Source organism: Reyranella humidisoli (assembly GCF_019039055.1).
Taxonomy (GTDB): Bacteria; Pseudomonadota; Alphaproteobacteria; order Reyranellales; family Reyranellaceae; genus Reyranella; species Reyranella humidisoli.
Map to the genome: position 1 here is coordinate 19,052 of NZ_JAHOPB010000004.1, position 25,328 is coordinate 44,379.

26 protein-coding genes are annotated in these 25,328 nt (G+C 67.3%); 13 read left to right on the forward strand and 13 right to left on the reverse strand.

Annotation, left to right across the window (positions count from 1 at the left end):
- Window positions 1–10: 10 nt before the first annotated feature.
- Together KQ910_RS25880 and KQ910_RS25885 are read right to left on the reverse strand one after the other, a co-directional pair.
- A complete protein-coding gene (locus tag KQ910_RS25880; RefSeq protein WP_216966815.1) occupies window positions 11–859 on the reverse strand; it encodes a TauD/TfdA dioxygenase family protein in 849 nt (282 codons plus the stop codon).
- Window positions 860–989: 130 nt separating this feature from the next.
- Window positions 990–1,268 (reverse strand): hypothetical protein, encoded by a 279-nt coding sequence (locus KQ910_RS25885; RefSeq protein ID WP_216966817.1) that lies wholly within the window; start codon window positions 1,266–1,268, stop codon window positions 990–992.
- Window positions 1,269–1,440: 172 nt separating this feature from the next.
- Here KQ910_RS25885 and KQ910_RS25890 point away from each other — a divergent pair, with 172 nt between their 5' ends.
- Window positions 1,441–2,388, forward strand: coding sequence for an OmpA family protein (locus KQ910_RS25890; RefSeq protein WP_216966819.1), 948 nt, complete (start codon window positions 1,441–1,443; stop codon window positions 2,386–2,388).
- Window positions 2,389–2,574: 186 nt separating this feature from the next.
- A complete protein-coding gene (locus KQ910_RS27315; RefSeq protein WP_369408454.1) occupies window positions 2,575–3,138 on the forward strand; it encodes a YMGG-like glycine zipper-containing protein in 564 nt (187 codons plus the stop codon).
- Between the two features lie 58 nt (window positions 3,139–3,196).
- Here KQ910_RS27315 and KQ910_RS25900 read toward each other — a convergent pair whose 3' ends face one another.
- Entirely contained in the window at window positions 3,197–4,135 is a 939-nt protein-coding gene (locus tag KQ910_RS25900) for a CARDB domain-containing protein (RefSeq protein WP_216966821.1), read from the reverse strand.
- 140 nt (window positions 4,136–4,275) lie between these two features.
- Here KQ910_RS25900 and KQ910_RS25905 point away from each other — a divergent pair, with 140 nt between their 5' ends.
- The 3 genes from KQ910_RS25905 (at window position 4,276) to KQ910_RS25915 (ending at window position 6,174) form a co-directional block, all read left to right on the forward strand.
- Window positions 4,276–4,584 (forward strand): RNHCP domain-containing protein, encoded by a 309-nt coding sequence (locus tag KQ910_RS25905; RefSeq protein WP_216966824.1) that lies wholly within the window; start codon window positions 4,276–4,278, stop codon window positions 4,582–4,584.
- Window positions 4,581–5,648, forward strand: a complete 1,068-nt coding sequence (locus KQ910_RS25910) for a serine hydrolase domain-containing protein (protein WP_216966827.1) — start codon at window positions 4,581–4,583, stop codon at window positions 5,646–5,648. The genes KQ910_RS25905 and KQ910_RS25910 overlap by 4 nt, the downstream gene beginning before the upstream one ends.
- Before the next feature lie 100 nt (window positions 5,649–5,748).
- A complete protein-coding gene (locus tag KQ910_RS25915) occupies window positions 5,749–6,174 on the forward strand; it encodes a hypothetical protein (RefSeq protein WP_216966830.1) in 426 nt (141 codons plus the stop codon).
- Here KQ910_RS25915 and KQ910_RS25920 read toward each other — a convergent pair whose 3' ends face one another.
- Window positions 6,175–7,860 carry an N-acyl-D-amino-acid deacylase family protein gene (locus KQ910_RS25920; protein ID WP_216966833.1) on the reverse strand — a complete coding sequence of 562 codons (1,686 nt, stop codon included), beginning with the start codon at window positions 7,858–7,860 and terminating at the stop codon, window positions 6,175–6,177.
- A 60-nt stretch (window positions 7,861–7,920) separates the two neighbouring features.
- On the opposite strand from KQ910_RS25920, the gene KQ910_RS25925 reads away from it, so the two are divergent.
- Window positions 7,921–8,889 (forward strand): Bug family tripartite tricarboxylate transporter substrate binding protein, encoded by a 969-nt coding sequence (locus tag KQ910_RS25925; RefSeq protein WP_216966836.1) that lies wholly within the window; start codon window positions 7,921–7,923, stop codon window positions 8,887–8,889.
- A gap of 37 nt (window positions 8,890–8,926) precedes the next feature.
- On the opposite strand, the gene KQ910_RS25930 is transcribed toward KQ910_RS25925, so the two are convergent.
- Window positions 8,927–9,820, reverse strand: a complete 894-nt coding sequence (locus KQ910_RS25930) for a LysR substrate-binding domain-containing protein (protein ID WP_216966839.1) — start codon at window positions 9,818–9,820, stop codon at window positions 8,927–8,929.
- On the opposite strand from KQ910_RS25930, the gene KQ910_RS26870 reads away from it, so the two are divergent.
- From KQ910_RS26870 to KQ910_RS25945, 3 genes are read left to right on the forward strand one after another with little or no spacing between them, the layout of a single operon-like run.
- Complete coding sequence (locus KQ910_RS26870; RefSeq protein WP_229601027.1) at window positions 9,819–12,602, forward strand: acyl-CoA dehydrogenase family protein; 2,784 nt, start codon at window positions 9,819–9,821, stop codon at window positions 12,600–12,602. The two genes, KQ910_RS25930 and KQ910_RS26870, sit on opposite strands and share 2 nt — an antisense overlap.
- On the forward strand, window positions 12,544–13,035 hold the full coding sequence (locus tag KQ910_RS26875; RefSeq protein WP_229601028.1) for an adenylate/guanylate cyclase domain-containing protein: 492 nt from the start codon (window positions 12,544–12,546) through the stop codon (window positions 13,033–13,035). The genes KQ910_RS26870 and KQ910_RS26875 overlap by 59 nt, the downstream gene beginning before the upstream one ends.
- Window positions 13,032–13,817: a dienelactone hydrolase family protein gene (locus tag KQ910_RS25945; protein WP_216966842.1), complete on the forward strand. Its 786-nt coding sequence runs from the start codon at window positions 13,032–13,034 to the stop codon at window positions 13,815–13,817. The genes KQ910_RS26875 and KQ910_RS25945 overlap by 4 nt, the downstream gene beginning before the upstream one ends.
- On the opposite strand, the gene KQ910_RS25950 is transcribed toward KQ910_RS25945, so the two are convergent.
- From KQ910_RS25950 to KQ910_RS25970, 5 genes are all read right to left on the reverse strand, one after another.
- A complete protein-coding gene (locus tag KQ910_RS25950) occupies window positions 13,814–14,755 on the reverse strand; it encodes an arginase family protein (protein ID WP_216966845.1) in 942 nt (313 codons plus the stop codon). The genes KQ910_RS25945 and KQ910_RS25950 overlap by 4 nt on opposite strands.
- A 1-nt stretch (window position 14,756) precedes the next feature.
- Window positions 14,757–16,013 (reverse strand): M20/M25/M40 family metallo-hydrolase, encoded by a 1,257-nt coding sequence (locus KQ910_RS25955; protein ID WP_216966848.1) that lies wholly within the window; start codon window positions 16,011–16,013, stop codon window positions 14,757–14,759.
- Window positions 16,013–16,678, reverse strand: a complete 666-nt coding sequence (locus tag KQ910_RS25960; protein WP_216966849.1) for an amino acid ABC transporter permease — start codon at window positions 16,676–16,678, stop codon at window positions 16,013–16,015. Before KQ910_RS25960 ends, KQ910_RS25955 begins: the two co-directional genes overlap by 1 nt.
- A gap of 127 nt (window positions 16,679–16,805) precedes the next feature.
- Window positions 16,806–17,612: an ABC transporter substrate-binding protein gene (locus tag KQ910_RS25965; protein ID WP_082752152.1), complete on the reverse strand. Its 807-nt coding sequence runs from the start codon at window positions 17,610–17,612 to the stop codon at window positions 16,806–16,808.
- Window positions 17,613–17,640: 28 nt separating this feature from the next.
- On the reverse strand, window positions 17,641–18,405 hold the full coding sequence (locus KQ910_RS25970) for an amino acid ABC transporter ATP-binding protein (protein ID WP_229601029.1): 765 nt from the start codon (window positions 18,403–18,405) through the stop codon (window positions 17,641–17,643).
- Window positions 18,406–18,521: 116 nt separating this feature from the next.
- Between KQ910_RS25970 and KQ910_RS25975 the strand changes: the two genes are divergently transcribed.
- Genes KQ910_RS25975 through KQ910_RS25985 form a run of 3 tightly spaced genes read left to right on the forward strand, consistent with a single transcriptional unit; the run spans window position 18,522 to window position 21,295 of the window.
- A complete protein-coding gene (locus tag KQ910_RS25975) occupies window positions 18,522–19,400 on the forward strand; it encodes a LysR family transcriptional regulator (protein WP_216966855.1) in 879 nt (292 codons plus the stop codon).
- A 3-nt stretch (window positions 19,401–19,403) separates the two neighbouring features.
- The gene (locus KQ910_RS25980; RefSeq protein WP_216966858.1) at window positions 19,404–20,678 is read left to right on the forward strand and encodes a M28 family peptidase; all 1,275 of its coding nucleotides are present in this window, start codon (window positions 19,404–19,406) and stop codon (window positions 20,676–20,678) included.
- 53 nt (window positions 20,679–20,731) lie between these two features.
- Window positions 20,732–21,295, forward strand: a complete 564-nt coding sequence (locus KQ910_RS25985) for a LysE family translocator (protein ID WP_216966861.1) — start codon at window positions 20,732–20,734, stop codon at window positions 21,293–21,295.
- Here the strand turns inward: KQ910_RS25985 and KQ910_RS25990 are convergent.
- Window positions 21,280–22,749 (reverse strand): MFS transporter, encoded by a 1,470-nt coding sequence (locus KQ910_RS25990; protein WP_216966864.1) that lies wholly within the window; start codon window positions 22,747–22,749, stop codon window positions 21,280–21,282. The genes KQ910_RS25985 and KQ910_RS25990 overlap by 16 nt on opposite strands.
- A 185-nt stretch (window positions 22,750–22,934) precedes the next feature.
- Between KQ910_RS25990 and KQ910_RS25995 the strand changes: the two genes are divergently transcribed.
- Window positions 22,935–23,663 (forward strand): haloacid dehalogenase type II, encoded by a 729-nt coding sequence (locus KQ910_RS25995; RefSeq protein ID WP_216966867.1) that lies wholly within the window; start codon window positions 22,935–22,937, stop codon window positions 23,661–23,663.
- Window positions 23,664–23,680: 17 nt separating this feature from the next.
- Here KQ910_RS25995 and KQ910_RS26000 read toward each other — a convergent pair whose 3' ends face one another.
- On the reverse strand, window positions 23,681–24,172 hold the full coding sequence (locus tag KQ910_RS26000) for a GNAT family N-acetyltransferase (RefSeq protein WP_216967151.1): 492 nt from the start codon (window positions 24,170–24,172) through the stop codon (window positions 23,681–23,683).
- A complete protein-coding gene (locus tag KQ910_RS26005) occupies window positions 24,169–25,314 on the reverse strand; it encodes an alpha/beta fold hydrolase (protein WP_216966870.1) in 1,146 nt (381 codons plus the stop codon). Before KQ910_RS26005 ends, KQ910_RS26000 begins: the two co-directional genes overlap by 4 nt.
- Between the last annotated feature and the right edge of the window lie 14 nt (window positions 25,315–25,328).

The following is a 25,328-nucleotide window of genomic DNA, read 5'->3' on the forward strand; positions in this document are numbered from 1 at the left end:
CCGTCGTCGCTCAGACGACGGCGTCGCCCACGATCTGCGTGCGCTGCATGCGGCGGTGGAACGGACCGGCATCGTGGATCGCCAGATGCTTGGTGCAGCGGTTGTCCCAGAAGGCGATCGAGCCGGGCTCCCAGCGGAAGCGGCAGGTGAATTCCGGCCGGTGGCCGTGATCCATCAGGAAGTCGAGCAGCGGCTTGCTCTCGCGCTCTGTCATGTTCTCGAACCGGCACGAATAGGAGTGGTTCACGAACAGGCACCTGGCGCCGGTCTCGGGATGGGTGCGCACGACCGGATGCACGCTCTCGGTCGGCCGCCAGTTCGAATCCTCGCGCACCTTGATCGAGCGGCGGGCATTCAGTCCGGCCTGCGGGCCGGCGACGCGGATGTCGCTGTGCACGACGCGTAATCCCTCGAGCATCGCCTTCATGCCGTCGGAGAGGCTCTCGTAAGCGAGATACTGGTTGGCGAACAGCGTGTCGCCGCCATAAGGGGGCACTTCGAGCGCGTACAGAATGGCACCCATCGGCGGCTCCGACATCATCGTGGTGTCGGAATGCCATTCCTCGCCGACAATTCGCTCGTCGCCGGGCGCACGCACGACGCGCACGATTTCCGGATCGCCCGTGCCGGTATTGAAGTTGGGGTGGATGAAGATGTCGCCGAAGCGGCGAGTGAACGCCTTGTGCCCGGCATCGTCGAGCGTCTGGCCGCGAAAGAAGATCACCAGGTGTTCGAGCAGTGCGCGTCGGATCTCGGCAATCGTCTCGTCGTCGAGAGGAGCGCCGACATCGACGCCACCGATCTCCGCCCCGAGGGCGCCGGCAATCCGGGAGACGGTGATCCGTTGATAATCAAGCATCGTTCGCTCGCGATGGTGCGATTGGACGGCGATGATGCGTATGGATGCCCAGGTGGGGCAAGTCGGGTTCGACGGAGGCTTTCGCCGCGCGGTCGGAAGAGGGGCGCCGACCGGGTCGGCGCCGCATCCGTCAGGCCTTCTTCAGTTCCTTGATCTGCTCGTTCACCGAACGGCGCTGCCCGGTCACGGTCTCGTGCTCGGTGCGCAGCTCGCCGATGCGGCGCTTGATGTAGTTCTGGCGCCGACGGATCGACTTCAGCCGTTCCGGCGTCGCCTCGGCCTTCTCGACCTTGAGCCCCTCGCTCTCGGCCTTCAGGCGCTGGCGCTCCATCATCACCTCGGGCAGGCGCTCGGAGAGATAGTCGCGTTCACGCATCAAGATGCGCTTCTGATTGCCTTCTTCAGCCATATGTCGGTCTCCCCTCAGCGGACTGTCTGATAGCAAGCGTGAAACGTGGGTGCAACAGACCGCGACCCCCAGTGGACGCGCCAATTGTCGCCACCGGAAGTGCGGCGGCAATGCAACCAAACCGTGGCGGGGGTGTTAGCTCGCAGTCAACCACGAGCGGGGAGTATTCCCAATGAAGAAGATGTTCGCAGCGGCGCTGGTCTTTCTGGCGCCGGTCGGCCTCCAGGCGCAGACGATCAATGCCCAGGAAGGCTTTTACATAGGTGCCGGCGGCGGCGCCGCCTGGTTCATCGGTTCCAATCCCAACAGCCAGAGCTGGACCGGATGGGCCGTGGGCGGAAAGGCCGGTTACGACTTTGTCGGTCCCCGTCTCGAGCTGGAGGTCGGCTATGGCCAGATCCCGGTCTCGGCCAACATTCCGGGTACGGCGATCAACGGCAAGGTCGGTCAGCTGACCGCGATGGTAAACCTCTTGTACGACTTCATGCCGACCTCGGTGATAACGCCCTATGTCGGTGCCGGTGCCGGTATCGCGTTCGTCGACAGCAATTCCGCGTTCGGCAGCACCCAGTTCGCCTATCAGGGCATGGTGGGCGTGGCCTACAACGTGAGCGAACAGCTGCGGTTCATGGTCGAGGGCCGTTACGTCGGCACCACGAATCCGAGCGTCAACACGCCCTTCGGCAACGTCTCGTTCCAGAACCAGAACATCCTGGCCCTGGCCGGCGTCTCGTACAAGTTCGTGTCGCCGCCTCCCGCGCCGATGCCGCCGCCGGCGCAGACCGTCGCACCGCCGTCGTTCATGGTGTTCTTCGACTGGGATCGCTCCAACCTGAGCGAGCAGGCGCTGACCACGATCCGTCAGGCCGCTTCGGCCTACAAGCAGAAGGGCAACGCTCGCATCACCGCGACCGGTCATACCGATACGTCGGGTACCGAGGCCTACAACATGGCGCTGTCGCTGCGCCGTGCGAACGCCGTCAAGGACGCGCTGGTCCGCGAGGGCGTGCCGGCGACCAACATCAGCGTCCTGGGCCGGGGCGAGCAGGGTCTGCTGGTGCAGACCGGCCCCAACGTCCGCGAGCCGCAGAACCGCCGCGTCGAGATCGTGATTCAATAACGCGAAAAATCACCGCCCCGGCAACAGGTCGGGGGCGGCCCCGTTAGACGGTTGCCGGATCGCAAGGTCCGGCCCTCCGGTTGCGGCTTCCCAACCCTCTCCCCGAGTGGCGGCGGCTGCGACCGGAGACCTCTTTAACCCAACAATTGTGGCCGTGGAAATCCTCCGCCCGTCCTGGCATCGGTCGTGATCGCCACCTCGCCTGTTCGGGTGCAAACGTCCGAGAATTCCCAGTCGCTGTCTTCGCCCCCGACCACGCTGTCGCCCGCCGGTTACAAGGACGTGCGCAGTCTCGGCGTCACGTCCGACGGCAAGATCAGCGGGAATGCGGTCGGCAACAGCGGCGAAACCAAGGTCGAGGTCGATTCGAGCGGCGCGGTGGGCGAACGCCGGTGGACGCAGATGGGCAACACTCTGTGGTCGCCTTGTGATCAGCCCCGCACGCGAACCTTCGGACGCAACCGGGAGGAGGCCTGCACCGTTCTCTCGCCAACAGTTCACTCGCAGGAGGCTCTCATGCTCAAGTTCACGAATATCGCGCTGGTTGCGGCTCTTGGCCTGGGTGTCGCGGCCTGCGGCAACAATCCGACGGATCGCGCCCTGACCGGCGGCGCCATCGGCGCCGGCACCGGCGCCGTGGTTGGCTCGACGATGGGTGCCCCGCTTGCGGGCGCCGTGGTCGGCGGCCTGGGCGGTGCGGCGATCGGTGCCGCCACCACCCCCCGCAACGATTACGGCTACTACCGCTAACTCTCGCTTCGACCGGAATGGCGGGCGCCTGCAGGGCGCCCGCTTTTTCGTGCGCGGCTTACAGACCGCAAGCGGCATGAAGACTTACGGAGTGATTGGACGGGGTGATGTCATCCGGCGCCGCGACACTGAGCGTCGAGGTGAACACGCTGCCGCCCGGGCGAGGACACGAGATGAAGCGCACCTTCAGCTGCAATGACTTTTGCGGCAGCAGGGGCTCGTTGAACGGACACAGGGCCGTAGTGCGGCGGCCATCGCTCGACATCTGGCAATTGATCTCGAGAGGCGGCGGGGGAGCGTGGGTCGATGCGACGAGTTCGCCGATATGGGCGCTGACCACGGTCGGCGCGTTGCTCCAATTCGCATCCGCGATCGCAAGCACGACCGACCGCGCCGGACCCTCGCCCTCATTCTTGATGGTGACCGGAAAAATCTGCGTCGTTGGGCCCCGGTCTCCTGGTCTTGCTCTCGCCGCGGGAAGCGGCCGGTTCAGTGACATCACGAGGCGCGGCCTGCGGAAAATCTCCACCGGCGGGCTGGTGCCGTTGTTGTTGCTTTCGCTAGACTCGCGGCAGGCGTTATCCGGGTCCACCTGTGCGGTCGCGGTGAGCTGCTGGCCCGGGGTTACGGCCCTGACGGTGTAGGTGGCCGTGACCGAGTGCTGCGGCAATAGCAGGAACCAGGGCGGCGCGGTGCAAACCTCGCGATCGCAGTCAAGATTGGTGTCGTGATCCACACGCGCCAGCTCGGTCTGGCTGGGGAACAGAAGCCACATCTTGAAGCGGTTGCAGGCCAGCAATCCGATGTTCTTGGCGGTCACCGTATATTTGAACGTCTCGCCGACCACGACGCGGCTGGCGCTGACGTCGACCTGGGTGATCACCAGGTCCGGTCGCGAGTCCGGCGCGGCGGGCGGGCGCGGGAAGGGTTGAGCGTCCGCGGGCTGCGCACCGGCCAGGGCGAGCACGAGAGCGACGGTAGCGAGCGAGAATTTCATGGAGCACCGTGCTTCGAGCGGACAAGTGCGGCATCCTCGCAAGCTGGCCGGCTTTTTCAACCTCTGAAGACACCCGGCGTCGCGAGCCTGCATCGACCCGCCATATGGCGCGAGTGCCGCCCCGATGCGAAACTGCTGCGATGGCCCGTCTCTTCACGCGCAACATCGAAAACTTCACCTGCGAGCGCTGTGGCACCGCGGTCGAGGGCAACGGCTTCACCAATCACTGCCCCAACTGCCTGTGCAGCAAGCATGTCGACGAAAATCCCGGAGACCGCGCGGCGGAGTGCGGCGGGCTGATGGAGCCAATCGCTATCGAGCAGTCGCGCGGGCGCTACATCGTCGTGCATCGCTGCCTGAAGTGCGGCCAGGTGAAGCGCAACAAGGCCTCCCCCAACGACAGTTCGAAGGCCCTGGTGGAGGTGGCCCGGCGGCGGGCCCTGCCGTGATCCGGTGCGGCCTGGCGATCCTCGCGGCTGGCCTGCTCCTCGCCTGGCCTGCCGGAGCGTCGCGCGCCCAGGGCGTCGAGGAAATCGAGCAGGCCTGGCGCGGCTGGATGGAGAAGACCCAGCGCACGCGCGGCAGTTTGGTGGTGATGCGCGCAGGCCAGCCCGTGCGCGAGGCCGAGTCGGGCCGCCTCCCTCCCGGCGCCGCGGTACCTCTTGCCAGCCTGTCGAAGGCGATAACGGGCGTCTGTATTGCGACGTTGATCGAACGCGGGACTCTGGCCTTCGAGACGCCGGTATCGCAGGCCCTGGCGCGGACCCTGTCGCGCACCGGGCGGCCGGTCGATCCGCGCCTCCTGCAGGTGACCGTCTCTGAACTGCTGGTTCACCGGGCGGGCCTCGGCCCCGGCGGAGGGGAAGACATGGCGCGCTGGCTGCGCCGCAATTCGGGCGGCCGGACGGCCTTCGAGGAGCAGCTGCGCTGGCTGTTCGCTCGCCCGCTCGCCTATGGGCCGGGCGAGCGCTTCGAATACTCGAACGCCGCTTACCTGATGCTGGGCGCCATCGTCGAGGAGGCGGCCGGCCAATCCTATGAACGCTATTGCAGGGATACGGTCCTGGCACAGCTCGGCGCGCGCGACGCGATGCTCGATCCGCAATGGCGCATCCTGTCGAGTTATGGCGGCTGGAAGATGCCGCTCGCCCAGTATGGGCGCTTCTACCAGGCCTTCGCGCCGAGCAATCCTGCGATCGGCCCGCGCGCACGGGCCTGGATGATGTCGCCGGAGGGCAAGCAGGTGGGCGGTGGCGCCCATTACGGGCTTGGTACCTTCGTCCGTCCGACGCCGCGCGGCGGAGGCAATTTCTGGCACGCCGGTGCCTGGAGCTACGATCTCGCCAATGCCCATGACGGGCCAATCCACACCTCCTACGCGACCTTCGCCGTTCGATTGGGAGCGCTCGACGTAAACATGGTGAGCTTCGCCGAGCCGAGGCAGGAACGTGGTGACGGTGAACTGGACGCCGCGCTGGGCGCGGCCGCGCGTCGGGTGAAGCGGTGGCCGTGACACGCTCCGCGCGCTGAGCTACCTAGGATCGTGGGCTTGGGGGAGTCCTGGACTGGGGGAGTGAGTTCTGAATCTTCTGCATTTCCTGGCAGTCGCCGTCATGGCGGCGTGCCTTTACGTGTCCGTACCGGAATGGCAGGGGCGGGCGCGGTCGAGAAGCCTGCTGCTCGTGCCACCGGTCCTGGCCTTCATTTGCGCCTACATCATGATGGGGTTCGTGACGCCGGAGAATCGCGAGCCGTGGCTGCTGCGCTCGGCACTGGTTGCCGGTCTTGCGCTGGGCCTCGTGCGCGGCTTTCTCCTGAAGGCCGACGTCGACAATTACGGGCTGACGCGACTGCCCGGCGCGCGCGACGGGATGCTCGTCACCCTGGTCATCGCCGCCGCGATGGCCGTCGCCATCTTCGCGCCGCTGGTCGCCGGCCCGGCATCGGCCTGGGTGCCGTATGCCACCAGCCTCGCCGGCTTCGGCGCGACCTACCTGTCCGGTCGCGCCGTCGTGGTCTATCTGCGCACGCGTTCCTAGCTAGGCTGCGAACGAGCGCAGGACCTTGCCCGGCCGAGAGGCCGGGTCGGCGCAGAAGCCCTTCTCGTCGGCGGCCCTGGCGCCGTTGATCCAGACGCCGTGCAGGCCGATCGCGCCCGCGGTGAGGCGCGCCGCCCCGGCCGGCAGGTCGTGCGCCCGGCGCTTGGGGCCGCGCGCGACCGTCTTCGGGTCGAACAGCATCAGGTCGGCGGCCAGACCCTCGCGCAGAAAGCCGCGATCCTGGATGCCGAACAGCTTGGCCGGCTGGCCGGTCAGGCGATGCACCGCCTGCGGCAGGTCGAGCACGCCGAGGTCGCGGCTCCAGTGGCCCATCAAGTGAAGCCCAAAGCCCGCGTCGCAGAAGAAGGTGAGATGCGCGCCGGCGTCGCTCAGCGAGATGTGGGTGTTGGGATCGGCTAGGATACGACCGACCTCCTTGTCGTCGTTGTGCAGGAGCTGCGCCACGAACATCGTGTCGAGGTTCTCCGACAGGGCGAAGTCGAGGATGAAGTCGAGAGGCTCCTTGCCTGCTTGTTTGGCGAGTTGGGCCAGCGTCGCGCCTTCCATCGCGCGGTTCTCGTCCTTCGCGGTCTCGACAACGAACAGCTTGTCCCATTCGCCGTTGAACAGCAGCCGGCCGCGCTTGGCCTGCAGTTCCTCGCGCACGGAGGCGCGCCATGCCGGATCGCGGTAGATCTTCTTGAGTTCGGCAGGATCGTGCGCCGCCATCGCTGGCTTCCAAGCCTGCATGCTCTCGAACAGGTACGGGCTGTGGAAGGTGAAATCCATGCTGAGTGGACAGCACGAGGTCTGCGCCACCAGCTCGCGGCCGCGGGCACGCGCTTCGTTCACCTGGTTGAGCGTGGTGAACGCGGCTTCGGGGTTGGTGTTCGAATGGAACAGCGCGGCGATCACCACCGGGCGGTTGGCTTCGGCGGCGATCTCCTCGAGATAGGGGATCGTGGTCGTGCGGCCCTTGGTCAGCATGTAGACGCCGGTGCCGCCCTGGCCCATCGCCTTCACCAGCGTGCGCAGCTCGTGGTCGTCGGCGAGGCGCGACGGCATCGGCGTCCCGCCCTCGCCATTGTGCGCCTCCGAAGTCGAGGAAGCGAAGCCGATGGCGCCGGCTTTCATCGCCTCGCGCACCAGGTCGGCCATCTTCGAGACCTCGGCCTCGGTGGCGGCGCGCTCGGTGGCGTCGGTGCCCATAACGAAGGTGCGGATGGCGGAGTGGCCGGCGAAGCAGGCGACGTTGGGACCGACGCCGTTCTTCTCCAGCATGTCGAGATATTGCGGGAAGCTCTCGAAGCCCCAGTTGATGCCGGCGCGCAGCGCGTCGAGCGACATGCCCTCGACATGGGTGAGATGGCGCATGGTGAGGTCGCGGTCGGCCGGCTTGCAGGGCGCGATCGTGAAGCCGCAATTGCCGAGGATTGCCGTGGTGACGCCCAGCGCCGGCGAGGGATCGACGAACGGGTCCCAGGTGATCTGCGCGTCGTAGTGGGTGTGGCCGTCGATGATGCCCGGAGCCAGTGCGAGCCCGTCGGCCTTTACGGTTTCCCGGGCGGCGCCGAGATTCGGCCCGATGGCGGCGATTTTCCCGTCCCGCACGCCGAGGTCGCCGTGGACCGGCTTGGCCCCCGAGCCGTCGTGGATTTCCGCATCCTTGATGACCAGGTCGAACATGTTTGTTTCCTCCGGAAAGAACCCTAGTCTTTGGCCAAGGAAATGGAACGGGAGGATTGCATGTCTGGCATGACGCGCCGCGGATTGGTGGCGGCAGGAGTGGCGCTTGGCTTGGCGCCGGCGGTGGTACGCGCCCAGGAATTTCCCACCAAGCAGGTTCGCGTAGTGGTTCCCTATCCGGCGGGCGGCGGTACCGACCTGGTGGCACGGTTGGTGATCCCGCGCCTGGCGGACCGCTGGAAGCAGACCGTCATCATCGACAACAAGGGCGGGGCGAGCGGCATCCTGGGCAGCGAGATCGTCGCCAAGTCTCCCCCCGACGGCTACACGCTGCTGGTCACGACCAGCGCCCACACGATCAATCCCTTCACCACGAAGGTGCTGCCATACCACACCGAACGCGACTTCACGCCGGTCACGCCGCTGGTCCAGGGCGCGATCGCGCTGGTCGGCTCGCCCAAGGCCGGCATGGACACGATGGAAAAGTTCATGACCGCGGCGCGGGCCAATCCGGGCAAGTACCAGTTCGGCAGCACCGAGAATACGACCCGCATGGTGGGCGAGCTGTTCCGGGTGAAGAGCGGCCTGAAGATCGAGAACGTGGCCTACAAGGGCGCGGCCCCCATGATGCAGGAACTGGCCGGCGGCCATATCCCGGTCGGCCTGACCAGCCCGCTCACGGTGATGGCGCATCATCGCGCCGGCACGCTGCGCATGCTGGCGGTGAGCGGCAACAAGCGCTTGCCGGGTCTCGAGGACATTCCGACCATGGCGGAGGCCGGCGTGCCGGGCGTCGACACGCTCGCCTGGTTCTCGCTGTTCGGGCCGGGCAAGATGTCGCCCGCGCTTGCCAACCGCATGCGCGACGATGTGGTGGCGGTCCTGGCCGAGCCCGAGATGCAGGCCAAGATCCGCGACCTGTCGAGCCTGCCCGGCGGCGAGTCGCCCGACGCCTTCGCCCAGCGCATCAGGAACGAGCTGGTGACCTGGAAGGAAGTGGCCAAGCTGGCAGGTATCGAACCGGAGTAACGTCGAAGGGGCCGCCGCCCGACACGCGATACGTTGCCTACGTCGAATAGTGTCTTTCGGCGTCGAGCGAGCGACACAGCCAGTCGGCGAAAGTCACGAGCGACGGATCGCCGGCGAAGCGAACGTCGTACTGCAGCGTGAAGTGCCGGCGCGTCGGCCGCCGGGCCGGATGGGCGATGGCGATACGGCCAGCCTTGAGATCGGGCCCGAGCAGCTCCTCGATGGCGATGCCCAGCCCGAGATCGGCGACGACCGCCTCCAGTGTCTGGCTGGCGCTTTCGAAGGTGCTGCCGCCGCGGACCGGCACGGCCAGGAAGCCGGCATGATCCAGCCAGCGCCGCCAGTCCTCCGAACGCGGTCTCGTATGGAGCAGCGGTACGCGCGCGAAATCGACCGGCCCCTTGCGGAGCCGCGATGTCGCGGCGACCGCCACGGTCGTGATCGGCATCAGGGGCCGCACGACCAGACCCGACTGGCGTCCGATGCCCGAGACGGCGATCACCGCGTCGAAGCGGCTGGGCAGCAGGTCGAGCGGGTTCGTGCTTGCATGGAAGTCGACCCCGAGTTCGGGAAGATCGCGGCGCAGACGCGCCAGGATCGGCAACAGCGCCCGCGACAGGAAATGGCCGTAGACACCGATGGAGAGCTGCCGGTAGTGGCGCAGCCTCACGCCCGCGGCCGCCTCCTCGAGACGGTCGAGCGCTTCGCGCGTTCCTTCCGCCAGTGACTGGCCGACCGGCGTCAGCTCGAGCCCGGTGGCGCGCCGCACGAACAGGGAGGCCTGAAGGTTTTCCTCGAGCGTCCGCACGTGCCGGCTGACCGCGCCGGGCGTGACGTTCAGCTCGCGTGCGGCATGGGTGATCGATAGGTGTCGCGCGGCGGCCTCGAAGGCCCGGACGGCGTGAAGGGGAGGCAATCGGCGGGTGCTCATGGTGTTGAGTATCAGTCAAAATGCTTGGAAAAGTAATCGTTTGAGAGTGCGCAGGACTCCACGCATCCTCGCCCCCATGAATGACCTTTCTCCCATCGCCTCCACCCCGACGCTTCCGGCCTCGCTCGCCGGGCGCGCGGCCGTTGCCCAACGTTCCGAACACATCGCGCCGGATTGCAGCGGGCTGAACTTCTTTGCGATCGATCGCAGTCTGCGCGACCTGCTCGGTCTCTATATGGAGGGGCCGCTGCTGGCCCATCTGACCAAGCCCCTGAACGAGCTGGGAGAGCTTGCCGGCGGGCGCCTCAACCAGCTCGCCGACCTTGCCGACAAGCATCCGCCGGTGCTGCACCCGCGCGACCGGTTCGGCCGCGACGAGGAGTGGATCGAGGTCCATCCGGCCTACGACGAGATCCGACGCATTGCGTTCGCGCGCTTCGGCATGCATGCCATGACGCATCGGCCTGGCGTACTGGGCTGGCACGACAAGCTGCCGATCCTCGCCAAGCAGGCCTTCTTCTATCTCTTCTCCCAGGCCGAGTTCGGCGTGCTGTGCCCGGTCAACCTGACCGACTGCACGTCCGACCTGCTCGAACGCTACGGCAGCGAGGCGCTGAAGGCGCGCTATCTCGACCGCATGCTGACGCAGGACATGGACCGGCTGCTCTACGGCGCGCAGTTCATGACCGAGAAGATCGGCGGCTCCGACGCGGGCGCCGCCGAGCTGACGGCGGTGCGCGACGGCGAGCACTGGCGACTCTATGGCGAGAAGTGGTTCTGCTCCAACGCCGACGGCGATGTCGCCGTGCTGCTGGCGCGTCCCGAAGGCGCGCGGGAGGGCAGCCGCGGCCTCGGTCTCTTCCTGATGCCGAAGACCCTGCCGGACGGCTCGCGTAACGACTATCGGATCGTGCGGCTGAAGGACAAGCTCGGCAGCAAGTCGATGCCGAGCGGCGAGATCGTCTTCAGCGGCGCCGTCGCCTACCAGCTCGGGGCCATCGATCGCGGCATGAAGCAGATGCTGGAGATGGTCAATCCCAGCCGCGTCTCCCATCTCACGCGCGCCGCTGGCATGATGCGGCGCTGCCTCAACGAATCGATGCAGGTGGCGCATCACCGCAATGCCTTCGGCAGGCGGGTGATCGATCATCCGCTGATGCGCCGCCAGCTCGTGAAGATGATGATCAAGACCGAGCAGGCGCTGTCGGCACTCATGCTGACGACCGCCATGATGGGGCGGGTCGACGACCCGGTGGCTGCGAAGGTGGTGCGCATCCTCACGCCGATCGGCAAGTACCGCGCGTCGCGCGACAATATCGCCGTCGCCACGGCGGCGATGGAGGCGCGCGGCGGCAATGGCTACATCGAGGACTGGCCGAACGCCCGGCTGGTGCGCGACGCCCATCTCGGCGTGATCTGGGACGGCACGTCCAGCGTCAACGCCCTCGACGTCATCCAGCGGGCGGTCGGCAAGGAGCGCGCGCATGTCCAGCTGGGCGAGGCGCTGGGCGAGCGGCTGGCCGATACGCGCGGTCTGCCCGGCCAGTTCCGGACGCGGCTCGAGACGACGCTGGCGCAGGCCCTGCGCTTTGCCGAGGAAGTCGCCGACACGCCGTCGAAGGAGCGCTTCAGCCGGGTCGCTGCGAGTGCGCTCTATCATGTCACCACCGCGGTGCTGATGGCCCACGAAGGCGCCCGTCTCGGCCCAGGCGGCGGCGATGCGCGGCGCATGATGATGGCACGTTTCGTCCTGGAGCATCGGCTGTCGGACCGGCCCAAGCTCGCCGCCGACGGAGGCGGCTGGGAGGAGGCCGCGAACTCGGCGTTGCTCGACGAGGCACCGCTCTCGCTCGACCGGGTATCCTCGCTGCTCACGACCTGGCGGGCAGGGCGCGCGCCATCTTCCCAATGGCGCTCCCGCCGGGCCGGTGGGAAGATCACGCGTCATGCCGGTGGCCCGTCCCGATCCTGCGCCGCGGACTTATCCCGCCTCGGTCTCCCTGCACCGCAGGACAGACGGCGGCCCTGCCGTGGCGGCCGGAACTTCGTCCATCGCCGATGTCGAAAGCTGGCTGTTGACCGACGCGCTCGGCGAAGAGGATGTCCTGCCGTTCTTCGAGCAGTTGTGCTGGCGCCTCGTCGCGGCGGGCCTGCCGCTCGATCGGGCCAGCCTGCATGTCGGGACGCTGCATCCCCAGCTCTATGGCTTTGGCTGGAACTGGAACCGCGTCGACGGGCTGTGCGACGAGGTCAGGGTGGCCGAGGCGGCGCTGGCCAACGATGCCTACCGGCGCAATCCGCTGTTCCACGTGATCGAGAAGGGCGAGGCTTTCAGGGGCCGGACCGGCGATGCCGCACAGCGCTACCCGCTGATGGCCGAACTGGCGCTGCAGGGCTACGTCGACTATGCCGCCATCCCCTTGCGCGCGGGCGGCGCCTATCACAACGCCGCGACGGTGGCGACGAAGCGCGCCGGTGGCTTCTCCGAAGCCCAGTTCGGGGAACTCACGCGGCTCCTGCGGCTGGCCGCGCTTCACGTCGAGCGGCACATTGCGCTCAGGATCGCCGCCAATGTCCTGGACACCTATCTCGGCGCGGCCGCCGGCGGGCGGGTGCTGCGCGGCTCGATCAAGCGCGGTGCCGGCGAGCCGATCCGGGCCATCATCTGGGCATCGGACCTGCGCGGCTTCACCGATCTCGCCGACCGTCTCGACGGCCCCGACATGATCGCCCTGCTGAACGGCTACTTCGAGTGTCTCGCCGGCGCGGTCCTGGCGCATGACGGCGAGGTGCTGAAGTTCATCGGCGACGGGCTTCTGGCGGTGTTTCCCTATTCGGCGTTTGCCGATCAAAGGGCCACAGCCGCGGCGGCGCTGGCGGCGGCGGAGAGCGCGCTTCAGGCGATAGAGCGCCTCAATGGCGATCCGCAGGCTTTCGCGGATATCCCCGGCTGGCGACCCTTGCGAACCGGGATCGCCCTGCACGACGGCGAAGTGTTCTTCGGCAATGTCGGTGCGCCCGAGCGGCTTGATTTCACGGTCATCGGTCGGGCCGTCAATGCCGCCAGCCGCGTCGAGGCGTTCAGCAAGTCGGTAGGGCGCTCCATCGTCATTACGGAGCCCGTGATGCGCCTTCTGGACCGGCCGCTCGTACCGCTGGGTGAGCACGAACTGCGCGGCCTCGCCGCTCCCATCTCGATCTATGGTGTGCCATGAAACGCTGGGGCGTGATCCTGTTCGTCCTGCTGTTTGCCGGTCCCGCCGCCGCTCAGTCCGTCGGTTTCCCCAGCGTCACCGTCGGCAGCAGCCAGGCGGGGCCCGAGGTGAAGGGCTGGGTCTACAAGCCTTCCGGCAGCGGCCCGTTCCCCGCGATCATCCTGGCCCATAGCTGCGCCGGCACGAACGCCCACACCGACGTCTGGGGCAAGCTGCTCGTGGGCTGGGGCTATCTCGTCCTGGCGCCGGACTCCTTCGGTCCGCGCGGCACCAAGGCGGTGTGCACGACACCGGGCTTCGTGACGCCCAACATGCGCGTGGCAGACATTGCCGGCGCGCTCGACTATCTCGCAACGCGACCGGACGTAGTGAAGGGCAAGATCGGCATCATCGGCCACAGCCATGGCGGCTCGACGGTGCTGCGCTCCACGCAGAGGAATTTCGGGCTGGCGCAGCGGGGTCTCGCCGCGGGCGTCGCCTACTATCCGGGTTGTAACCCGCAGTTCGACGGCGGCGTCGATGTGCCGGTCCTCCTGCTAGCCGGCGACAAGGACGACTGGACGCCGGCCGATCGCTGCCGGTCGCTGGTGTCGAGCCTGTCGCGCACCGGGATCGTCGCCGCGGTCTACTATCCCAACGCCTATCACAGCTTCGATTCCAGGTCCGCCGACCGCAACGTGCCGGGCGCCGCGGGCAAGCAGCACCATCTCGCCTACGACCCCGCCGCCGCTCCTGACGCCGAGGCACGGACGAGGGCGTTCTTCGCGAAGTATCTGCGTTAGGCGTTGGCCAGCCCCATCTGCCGGCAGAGCAGCACGAGAGTCTCGTAGATCACGTGCGAGCAGAGGTGGGCGGCCATGCCGTTCACGTCCTGCGGGGGGCTCACGGTGTTCACGTCGACCGCCACGATGTTGAGGTCGGTGAGGCAGCGCAGCAGGTCGATGCCTTCGCGGGCGCTGAGGCCGCCCCAGGAGGGGGTGCAGACGCCCGGCGCGCAGGACGGATCGAACACGTCCATGTCGAAGCAGAGATAGACCGGACGCTTGCCGACCTTGTCGCGGAACTCCGCCATGCGCTGGGCGAAGCCGCCGCGGATCAGCTCGTCGATCGAGACGACCTTGTAGCCGAGGCTCATGGCGCGCGGCACGACGCCCTGCGCGTAGGTCGTGCTGCGGATGCCGACATGCCAGGAGAATTCCGGATCGACGAGGCCTTCCTCGGCGACATGCGTGAACTGGGTGGCGGAGTTGTACTTCTCGTCCGAGCCATACGGGTAGGAATCGGTGTGCGAATCGATGTGGAGCGCCGCCATCTTCGGGTACTTCTTGCCGACCGCGCGCGCGACCGGGACGGTGACCGAGCCGTCGCCGCCGATGGTGATCGGCACGGCGCCGGCCTCGACGATCCGGTCGGCGGCCTGTTCGATCCGCTCGAACGCATCGACGATCTTCGACGGTGTCAGCTTGACGTTGCCGCAATCGACCAGGCCCAGCGCCGTCGCGGGATCGAAGTCGGCATTGGTCGGATTGAAGCGGCGCATGAGCTGCGACTGCTGGCGTACCGAATCGGGGCCGCCGCGCGCGCCGATGCGCATGTTGGTGCCGCAGTCGAACGGGATGCCGAGGATCGCGGCCTTGTTGGCCGGGCCGGGGCGGCCGTAGGGCACGCCCATGAAGGTCAGGGGCAGGGTGAACAGTTCGTCGTCGGACAGACGGTCCATGTCAGGGCTCCGCGGAGAGGAAATCGTAGGCCACTAGCGTGTGGATCCTGGCAACGGCCAGCAGCTCGTCGACCAGAACATGCTCGTCGGCCCCGCCCATGTTGAACGGCGTCAGGCCGAGCACCACGGTCGGCACGTCGAACATGCGATACCAGCGCGAGTCCGAGCCGCCGACGCGCATGTTCACGGCTGGCGTCTCGCCCAGCACCTCGGCGGCAACCCGGGCGGTGCGCGTCACGATCTCGTGGCCGGGGTCGGTGAAGGAGGGCTCGAAACGGCGGATCGCCTTCCAGCTCACGCCCTCGAGCGGCGCCAGCCACTCGTCGAGCTTGGCCGCGAGCACGTCGGTCGTGATGCCCACGGGGAGCCGGATGTCGGCGCGTGCGATGGCGTGCGTGGGCACCAGGTTGGGCGAGGTACCGCCCTCGATCGTGCCGATATTGACCGTGACCCGCGACAGCGTGTCGGCCTCGCCGGCGCCGGAGAGCGGTTCGGAAATGGGCTTGGCCTTGCCGATCGCCGCGGTGACGACCGGGGGCGACTGGAAGGGGACGTCCTCGAGTTGCTTCAGGCAGTTGAGCGCGGTGCGCAGCCGGTCGATGGCGTTGGTGCCCCTGTGGACGTGCGCGCCGTGCGCCGGGGATCCGGTGGCCTCGACCTCGACCCACATCAGGCCCTTCTCGCCGAAGCGCACGACTTTGGGCGAGCCGACATCGCCGCAGATATTGGCGTCGCCGGCGGCGTGCGGGAAATGCTTCAGGAGATATCCCGATCCCAGCGAGCCCATGTTCTCCTCGTCGCCGGCCAGGGTCAGCACGATCTCGCCGTCCCAGGCGTCGCGATTCTCGGCCAGCAGCAAAGCCGCGAGCAGCGAGCAGGCGATGCCGCCCTTCATGTCGCAGACGCCACGACCGTAGAGCTTGCCGTCCTTCAGCACGCCGCCCAGCGGCGGCACGGTCCACGGCAGGTTCTCCAGCAGCGGGAAGGTGTCGAGATGGCCGTTGAAGATCAGGCGGCGGCCCGGCGCGCGGCCGCGGATGCGGCCGATCAGCGAGACGATGCGCGGCTCAGGCTCGACCCGCTCGATCTCGATGCCGGGAATCTCGCGCAGCAGCGCTTCGGCGACCTGCGCGACGTCGAACGTGTCGCTCGGCGGGTTGGGCGAGGCGACGGCCACCAGCCGCCGCGTCACCTCGATGAGACGGTCGAGCGAGCCTTCGACCTTGCGCGCCAGCTCGGTACGGACTTTGGATGACATCAGCGAGCCTGCAGCCTGCGTTCCCAGAAGCGGATGGCCATGGCGAGCGGCCAGCAGATGAAGAAGTAGACCACGGCAATGAAGGTGAAGGTCTCGAGCGGCCGGAAGTTGGTCGCCGAAAGCTCCATGCCACGCCTTGTGATCTCGCTCACCGAGATGACCGCGCCCAGCGAGGAGAACTTGATGAGCTGCACGAAGTTGGAGGCGAGCGGCGGCAGGGTCATGCGGATCGCCTGCGGCAGCACGATGCGGTTGAACGACTGGAACGGCGTCAGGCCCAGCACCTGGGCCGCTTCGCGATGGCCCTTGGGCACGCTCTGGATGCCCGAGCGGTAGACCTCGGAGATGAAGGACGCCTGGTAGAGGGCGAGGCCGATGATCAGTGCGACCAGCGCCTCGATGCGCACGCCGAACACGATCGGCAGCACGTAGTAGACCCACAGGAGCTGGACCAGGATCGGCGTGTTGCGCACCACCTCGCCGATCGAGATACCGATCCAGCGCAGCACGCGGAAGCGCGACATGTCGAGCAGGGCGATGATCAGCCCGCCGAGCATCGCCAGCACCAGGGTGATGGCCGAGATGACGAGCGTCATCTGCAGTCCGCCCATCAGGAAGTCGAAGCTTCCCCAGACCGTGTCCCAGCGGAATTGGTATTTGAACATCCACTCCTCACTTTTCCTCCCCATTCAAATGGGGAGGTGGCGCCGCTTGCGGCGACGGAGGGGTCATGACCCCTCCGTCAGCATAAGACGCTGACACCTCCCCCGCTGACGGGGGAGGCAAGCTTGATTATGGCGCGACGATCGGGTCGAGCTTGTGCTTCTTGGCGTACTTCAGCAGCCGGCCGTCGAGCTTGATCGTGTCCACGAACAGGTTGACGTAGTTCAGCCAGATCTGGTCACCCTGCGGCACGACATACGCGTACGGCGTGATGGCGAGCTTCTCGTTGGGCAGGATGTAGGTCGCCCAGTCGAACTCGTCGGTCACTTTGATGGCGGTCGGGAAGTCGGTGATGATGACGTCGACGCGCTGTGCGACCAGCTCGGCCTCGCGTGTGTTGGGCGGCGCCACCGACACCACCTCGGCGTTCTTCACATAGCCCTTCATGAAGGGCTCCATGTAGCTGCCCAGGGAGACGGCGGCCTTGACGCCCTTCTGGTCGATGTCCTTCCACTCCTTGATCTTGCTGTCCTTGCGCGTGACCGCATAGAGGTTGGTCAGCAGGTAGGGCTTGGAGAATTCGACGGCCTGGCCGCGCTTCATCGTGGCGCCGACGCCGAACATGCCGATCTCGCACTTGCCGGCCTGAAGGTCGGCGATGAACGAGCCGAAGCTCGATTCGACGATCTCGAGCTTGGCGTCGAGTTCCTTGGCGAATTCCTTCGCCAGGTCGGCATCGATGCCCTCGATCTCGCCCGTCTTGGAATTGCGGAACGAGATCGAATAGTAGAGCGGAAACTGGCAGACCCGGAGCTTCTTGCTCTTGGTCACCTCGTAGAGACGCGACTGCGTCTGCTGTGCCTCGGCGCCCGTGATCGAAAATGCGCCAACCGTGCCCGCCAGCGCGAGCGCTCCCAAAATCCTTGCTACACCCATGACAAGCCTCCTTGTTTAACCTTCCCCGTTACTCATCCTCGAACTGCTGCAGGAAGCGCTTGGCGCGCTCCGTCTGCGGTGCATCGAAGAACGCAGATCCCGGCGCCGCCTCGACGATCTCGCCGCGATCCATGAATACGGTGCGCGTGCCGACATGACGCGCGAATCCCATCTCATGAGTGACGACCAGCATGGTCATGCCCTCGCGAGCAAGCTGGCGCATGACCGCGAGGACCTCGCGGCGCAGCTCGGGATCGAGCGCGCTGGTTGCCTCGTCGAAGAGCAGGACCTTGGGCGACATGGCGAGCGCGCGGGCAATTGCCACGCGCTGCTGCTGGCCGCCGGAGAGGCGCGCGGGATAGGCGTCGCGCTTGTCGGACAGGTCGACCTTCTTCAGCAGGGCCTCGGCGATGGCGACTGCCTCGTCCCTGGGCATCTTCTTCACGCGTATCGGCGCTTCGATCAGGTTCTGCAGCACCGACATGTGCGGCCACAGATTGAAGTGCTGGAACACCATGCCGATGTCGGACCGCACGGCGCGCCCGGCCGCCTTGACCTGCTTGTTCGGTGCCGGCGTCGAAATGGGCACGCCCTGCATCACGATGCGGCCCTCGCTCGGCTCCTCGAGCAGGGCGAGGCAGCGCAGCAGCGTGGTCTTTCCCGAACCCGACGGGCCCACGACGCAGACCACGTCGCGCTCGGAAACGTCCAGAGACACCCGGGTCAGTACCTGGTTGGCGCCGAAGCGCTTTGTGATGCCGTCCGCGAGGATGAGGGGGGCCGTGCTGCTCATGTCACTCCATAAGCAATTCCTATGCCGCTCCATCGGAGACTGCCGGATCGGCAGGGGTTTTGCTAGTAGAGTCCTAAGGAATTGCAAAAATGACCAATAACGACTGTTTATAGCATATGGACGTCAAGCTCCTCGAAGCCTTCCGGGCGGTGGTCGACCATCGCTCCATGACCGCCGCCGCGGGCGCCATGGGCGTGACCCAGCCCGCGGTCAGCACCCAGATCGCCCGCCTTGAAGAGACGGTGGGTTTCCCGTTGTTCGAGCGGGCCAACGGTCGGCTGAAGCCGACGGCCGAGGGCGTGCTGTTCTATGCCGAAGCAAGCCGCGTGCTGGGCGAGGTCGACCGGCTGCAGGCCGCGACGGCGCAGATCCGCGAGGGCCAGTCGGGCCGGCTGGTGATCGCCAGCCATCCTTCGGCCGCGATCTCGCTGCTGCCCAACCTCGTGGCGAAGTTCCTGGACGAGCGGCCGGGCGTGTCGGTGCGGCTGATCTCGCGCCATTCCGATGTCGTGAGCCAGCTCCTGCCGAGCGAAGGCTTCGACATCGGCATCGCCGAACTGCCGATCGACGAGAGCCAGGTCGAGGTCCGGCGCTACGGGATGCGCTGCGTCGCGATCCTGCCGCCGCGCCATCCGCTCGCGGCCTGCAAGCTGCTGACGCCGCAATTGCTCGCGCCGCATCCGATGGTGATGCCGGCGCGCTCGCACCAGGTGCCCAATCGCATCCGCGGCGTCTTCTCGGCGGCCGGCGTGTCCCTCAATGCCGTGGTCGAGGCGGAGTTCTTTGCCACGCTCTGCGGTCTGGTGGCGGCGGGCACCGGCTGGTCGATCGTCGATCCGCTGTCGGCGCGCGGCTTCGAGCATCTCGGGCTGGTGGCGCGGCCGTTCGAGCCGGCCGTCACCTACGAGATCGGTGCCTTCCATCGCCGCGACCGCGAGCCGTCGGTGCTCGCCGCGGCGTTCCTCGACATGCTCGACGACAAGCTGAAAGGGTAAGCCATGCGTCTCGACGCGGGACTGATGGGCCGCCTCGCGGCCGACGAGGCGCTGTGGCGCGACTTCAACGACATCTGCGACTGCGGCGGGCGTCTCTCCGGCACGGAGAGTGAGAAGCGGGCCTTCGCGCTGCTGCGCGAGCGCGTCCGCGCGGCCTCACCGGCCAATTCCGGGCGGTCGATCCCGGTGCCTTACAATGGCTGGCAGGCGAAGTCGGCTACGCTGAAACTGCCCGGCGGCAGCTTCGCGCCCTGCCATCCGCTGGTCCGCACCATCGCCACGCCGCCGTCGGGCCTCACGGCCGAGGTGATCGATCTCGGCCGTGGCACGCCCGACGAGTTCGAGGCGCACAAGGCCGAGATTGCCGGGCGCATCGTGCTGGTGCGGCACGAGCTGATGTTCGCGGCCGGCACCATTCATCGCCGCCGCAAGTACGACATGGCGCGCGCGAACGGCGCCGTGGGCTTCCTGATCGCCGGGCCGCTGGCCGGTCACGTGGTGGCGGGCTCCTCGGGCCGCGACACGGGCGAGGGCATTCCCGCGCTGGGCATTTCGCCGGAGACGGCGGCGAAGCTGGCGCGCCGTTCGACCGGCTTTCCCACGGTCACGATCGCCATCGAGACCGCGGAGGGGCCGGCCGAGACCGAGACGCTGGTCTACGACTATCCCGGCCAGACCGACGAATGGGTGGTGCTGTCGGCGCATGTCGACGGCCACGACCTCGCCGAGAGCGCGATGGACAACGGCACCGGCCTCGCCGCCGTGCTGGCGGTGGCGCGCGCTTTGTCGCCGGAAGTGGCGAAGTGGCGGCGGGGATTGCGCGTCATGTTCTTCAGTGTCGAGGAATGGGCGCTGACCGGCTCGGCGCAATATGTGAAGGCGCTGGGCGAGGCCGAGCGCGCGAAGATCGCGCTGAACGTCAATCTCGATTCGGTGGCGGGCAGTCCGAACCTCGCGGCACTCACCAGCGGCTATGCCGGCGTCGAGCCGTTCCTGCTGGGGGTGGCGGAAGCCAACGGTCAATCCCTGCGTACCGTGCGGCCGCTGATGACCAATTCCGACCACGCGAACTTTGCTGCGGGTGGCATTCCGGCCATCCGTCTCGTGGCGGGCTTCGACGATCCCAACGCGCATCTACGGGTCGTGCTGACGCCGGCCGATACGCGGGACAAGGTGGCGCAATCGGAGTTGCGGCAGGCCACGCTGCTCACGGCGGCGCTGGTCGCGGCCGCCTGCACCGTCGATCCCGCGGAAGCGGCGCGCTGGCGGATGGCGTAGGCATCGCACGAACGTTCAATACGGCGAGGCCGGGCGGGCCCTAGGCTCGGCGCATGCTGCTGTCGCTCCTCGTGGCCTCTCTCCTCGTCATGGGCAGCCCCGGTCCCTCGACGATCAGCGTCACGGCCGTTGGGGCGGCGTTCGGTCTGCGACGGTCCATCGCCTACACATCGGGGCTGATTGCCGGCACCGTTCTCGTCCTGCTCGCGGTGGCAACCGGCGTGGTGGCCATGCTGCTGGCGCTGCCGCGGATCGCGCCCGTCCTGCTCGTCGCATCGGTCGGCTACATCCTCTATCTCGCCTTCCGGATCGCGACGGCACCGCCGCTCGCAATGCATGACGCGTCGCGCGATGCGCCATCTTTCGGCGGCGGTCTCCTGCTGGCCCTCGCCAATCCCAAGGCCTATGTCGCCATCGCGGCGGTGTTCACGGGCTCGGGCCTGCCAGCCTCCGTCAAGATCGTGGTGCTTGCCGGCATGGTCGTGCTGATCCATGGCGCGTGGCTGGCGGCGGGGACAGCGTTCGGGCGAGTCTTGCGCGATCCGATGTGGTCGCGGCGCGTCAACGTCTGGCTCGCCGCGGCTCTCGTGGCGGTGACGGTCTATTCGCTCACGTAACGGCCCGCGTCCGTGCGCGGAGCCTGAGGTGGCGCGGGGCGCAGCAACGATATCAGGCCGGCGAGGGCCGCCAGACCGCCCAGCAGGAGGATGACCTCGCGGCTCGCCGCCACGAGCGATGCGGTTGGCAGGTCCAGCGTACTCCCGTCGGCTCGACCGAGGCCCAGCGCGAACAGGGTCGAGGCGCCGGCAATGCCGGTGCTCATGCCGATCAGGCGGACGACGTTCAGGACGCTTCCCGCCTGTCCTGTCTGTTCGGGCGGCGCGGTCGACATGATCGCACTGGTGTTGGGTGAGATGAACAGGCCCTGTCCGACGCCGAATATTGCGAGCGCGAGCGTGACCAGCGGCAGGTTCTCGGCCGAGCCGTCGAGGAAGGCATAGATCATCGCGAGGCTCGCGATGCAGATCAGCATGCCGCACGAGGTCGGCGTGCGGGCGCCCAGTCGGTCGTAGAGGGCGCCGCCGACCGGGGCCAGAAGTCCCAGCGTGATGGGCAGGATCGACAGTCGGAGTCCCGCCGCCAGGGCCGAGTCGTCGTAGATCCGCACGAGGACGAAGGGGATGAGGAAGAACACGCCGAACAGCACGGCGTAGGACAGGAAGTTCGCCGCGTTGCCCAGCAGGAAGGCGCGCTTGGTCAGGAGATGCAGGTCGAGCAGGGGGGCCGTGGCGCGGCGTTCCGCCCGCACGAACAGGACCAGGCACAGGATGCCGAAGAACAGGCAGCCGATCAGCGCGGGCGAGGTGAACCCCCACGCATGGCCCTCGTTCAGCACGGCCACGACCGCCGTCAGCGCCGGCGCGATCAGGAGCGCGCCGTACCAGTCGAAGCGGCTCGTACTGGGCAACGACTTGGTCTGGGGAAGGGTGAGCCAGCCCAGCAGGATGCCGATCAGTCCCATCGGCACATTGATCCAGAAGGCCCACTGCCAGCCCAGCGTATCGAGGATCAGGCCGCCGATGGCCGGTCCTGCCCCGAGGCCGATCGCCTGGGCCGCCGACTGCAGGCCGAGGCCGCGCCCGTGTTCCTCGGGGCCGGTGGCCATCACGACGATGGCGATGCTGTTCGAGGTCAGGAGCGCGGCGCCGACGCTCTGCAGGATGCGGAAGAAGATCAGCGTCGGCAGGTCGGTGGCGAAGCCGCACAGGCCCGAGCCGATGATGAAGAGCAGGAATCCGCCGAGATACAAAAGCTTGCGGCCGAACATGTCGGCCAGGCGCCCGAAGATCGGCGTGAACGAGGCCATGGCCAGCAGATAGGCGACCGCGACCCAGCTCACGCTGCTGAGGCGTGCGCCGAACTCGACTTCGAGCCGCGGCAGCAGCACCTGCGTCATGCTGGCGTCGATCTGGCCCATGCACGCGCCGATGCACACGGTACCGACGACAAACCAGCGATAGGACTTCAGGCGGGCGATGGCTGGCAGCGGCGGCGGCTCCTTCCCGGCCATCACGGCGGCCCGAATCGTCTTGAAGGAAAGTGGGCCGGGTGACGCGTCGGTCAGGGCGGGATCCTCGTGAGTGGTTGCCGATGCTGCGCGACGGCCGCGAGGACGTTATCGCGTGCCAGTCGTTTGACGCCAGCCGAATTCGACTGCGATGCTCGGGCAATGGCAAGGGGGAGAGGATCGGGGACATGGCGGCTTCGGCATCACTGGCGACCGTCCGGGCGCTAACCTTCGACGTCCAGGGCACCTGCGCCGATTTCTGCCGGCCGCTGCTGCGCATGGGCGAGGCGGTAAACCGCGCCAAGGGCCTTTCCGTCGACTGGGGCATCCTGTCCGCCGACTGGCGGGGTCTCTATCGTGTGGTGCTCGACGAGATCATCGCGGGAAAGCGTCCGTGGCTGCGGGTGGATCGCATCTATCGCGAGACGCTGGACGTCCTGCTGCAGCAGCACGGACTCTCGGCCACCTTCACTGCCGCCGAACGCGACGAACTGAACAAGGTCTGGAGTCGCCTCGATGCCTGGCCCGACAGCGTGGAAGGTCTCGCGCGGCTGCGCCGGCGTTTCGTTACCTCGACGCTTTCCAACGCCGGCATGAGGACCATGGTCGCGGTGGTCAAGCATGCGGGGCTGCCGTTCGACGCGGTGCTGACGGCGGAACTCGCGCAGAGCTACAAGCCCGCGCCGGCCGTCTATCAGCTGGCGGTCGATCTTCTGGGCTTCCGGCCGGATGAGATCATGATGGTGGCCTGCCACAAATACGATCTGAAGGCAGCGCGCGCCTTCGGCATGCGCACGGCGTTCGTGGCGCGCCCGCTGGAGTTCGGACCGGGCGTCCAGCCCGACGTCGCGCCCGAACCCTGGTTCGACGTCTTCGCTACGGATTTCGTGGATCTCGCCGAGGCTCTCGGAGCCTAGCCCGGGCCTCTCCCGTGTCAGGGTGCCGGGACGAACGAACGGGCCAGGTAGCGGACGGTCTTGGCGCCGCCGTGAAGGACGGCGTGGCCGACTTCCACGAAGCCGAGCGCCTCGTGGAACGCGTCCGAGGCCGGATTGGGCGGATTGGAATTCACCTCGCAGACGACACGATCGTGCCCGGCATCGGCGGCATGGCGGAAAAGGTCTTCATAGAGACAGTGCGCCAGCCCGCGCTTGCGCATCGCCGGATCGACCACGATGCGATCGACATAGACGAAGCGGCGATGGCGCTCGCGGAACCACAGATAGTTGGGGCTGTCGTAGTCGGCGCCCTCGTCGAACGCCATGAGGAACGCGGCACCTTCGCCGATGCAGCGTGCGTAAAAGGCCTGCCGCAGCAGTTGGCTCAGCCGCTCGGGCGCGAGCCAGGAGAGTTCGATGGCATGGGCGTTGTTGAGCGCGAGGATCGTGGCCTCGTCATGGGCCGCGACCGGACGCGGCGCGGTCAGGCCGCGCTCTCCTTCAGGAACTTCAGCAGCAGCCGGCTCACTTCCGCAGCCTGCTCCTGCTGCACCCAATGGCCGGCGCCCTCGACCATGTAGATCTCCTTCATGTTGGTGCAGGCGCTCTTCTGCATCTTCTCCAGCGCGCCGGGCGACTGGTAGTTGCCCCAGTCGCTCTTGCCCGAGATGAAGGTCGAAGGCTGGTCGATGGTTCGGCCGGTGAAAATTTCCAGTTCCGGCGTCACGCGGCCGCTGGTGCGGGCGCGATACCAGTTGAGGCCGCCCTGGAAGCCGGTGCGCTCGTACTCTCCGACATAGACCGCGAGTTCGTCGTCGGTGAGCCACTTGGCGGCCGCGATCTCGGCGGCGCTCGGCATCTGCTTGGCCACCGTCTCGGCCATGCCTTCGGCCAGGTCCATGATGTAGTAGGTCGGCATCTTCGCCAGTTCCTCGGCGGTCCAGCCCTTCAGCTCGTACGGCTTGTTCGCCTTCCAGTCGGCGCTCTTGTAGTGATAGTAGGCGCGCAGGAAGTCGTGCAGGCCCTGCTTGGGATGCCACTGTTCCTCGTTGGCTTCGCGGGTCGACTGGTACCACTGATAATGCTTGCGCGGGCGCGGCAGCGTCGCCATCGCGGCGTGGATGTCGGTTCCCTTGGCGGGCGCGGGCTTGCCGTCGGTGTCGAACGGCACCGGCGAGGGGCCCGCGAAGGGCGCGCTCATCAGCACCATGCGCCTGAAGATGTCGGGCCGCACCAGCGAGGCGTAGGAGGCAACCGACGAGCCGAAATCGTGGCCAACCGCAGCTTCGGCGGTGCGATGGCCCAGCGCGTAGAGTACGCCGATCGCGTCGCGCAGCAGGTTGGTGAAGCGGAAGCCGATCTGGTCGGCGTCGAAGTCGGCGTCCCAGCCGGTCGTGCGGCCATAGCCGCGGAGGTCCGGCGCAATCGCGTGATAGCCGGCCGCGGCGAGCGCCGGCATCACCTTGCGCCAGCTGTAGGCCACTTCTGGAAAGCCGTGGAACAGCATCACCGCGGGGCTTCCCTTCTTTTCGAAGCCCGCCTCGAGCACATGGATGTCGAGGCCATTGATGCCGGGAAGGATGCGGGCGCGAACGCCGGCGGGGAGGACGGAGGCGGGAAGCGGTTGCATGGAACGAGTCTAGC